The 778-nt window shown below is 71.7% G+C and carries 1 protein-coding gene; it reads left to right on the forward strand.

Annotated elements, in window-relative coordinates; genetic code table 11:
- Positions 1–145 precede the first annotated feature (145 nt).
- Positions 146–682, forward strand: coding sequence for a hydroxyisourate hydrolase (gene uraH, locus MBTS_RS23360; RefSeq protein ID WP_056142415.1), 537 nt, complete (start codon positions 146–148; stop codon positions 680–682).
- The last annotated feature ends 96 nt before the right edge of the window (positions 683–778 follow it).

Consider the following 778-nt stretch of genomic DNA (forward strand, 5'->3'; position numbering starts at 1 on the left):
CGATCCGGGTAGTGCCTGCTGGCCCGCGCCTCGTACCCGCCGGCATACCCGGCTCAGGAACGACGGGCCCCCGCCCGCGCCGCCCATGAGCCGGCCTGACCCCGCCCCCGGCAGCGCCGGGACCGGCCCTCTGCAGGAGACAACGTTGAACCACCCCCCTGAGCGACCCGACCTCACGCGCCGCAGCCTCGTCGGCGCCGGCCTCGCCGGACTCGGTCTCGGCGGCACGGTCGCCGCCACCGGCACGGTGCTGGCCCAGGGCGCGCCCGCCCCGGCTCCTGCACAGCCGGGCGCCCTGACCACCGGCCCGACGATGCAATCGGGCCTCGGCCCACGCCTCACCATGCACGCCATCGACAATTTCCACGGCACACCGGGCGCGGGCATGGTCTGCGACCTCTCCGTGCGCGATGGCGACACCTACCGGCCGCTCAAGACGATCACGACGGGAGCCAACGGCCGCTCGCCCGAGCCGCTCCTCATCGACGACGCCCTGAAGACCGGGCGCTACGAGTTGCTGATGCATGTGGAGGAATACTTCGCCCGGATCGGCGTGGCGCTGCCGAGCCCGAACTTCCTCGGCCTCGTGCCGATCCGCTTCCACATCCGCGACGCGAGCCAGCGCTACCACCTGCCGATCCTGTTCACGCCCTGGGGCTACTCGTATTATCGCGGCAGCTGAGAGCCCCGACCGTCCGCAACCGCTTACCCACGACACGATCCGAGAGACCCGATGGCCGGCATCACGACACATATCCTCGACTCGGAGCGCGGGCGC

The sequence above is a fragment of the Methylobacterium bullatum genome, assembly GCF_014845095.1.
In the GTDB taxonomy this organism is placed as follows: domain Bacteria; phylum Pseudomonadota; class Alphaproteobacteria; order Rhizobiales; family Beijerinckiaceae; genus Methylobacterium; species Methylobacterium bullatum.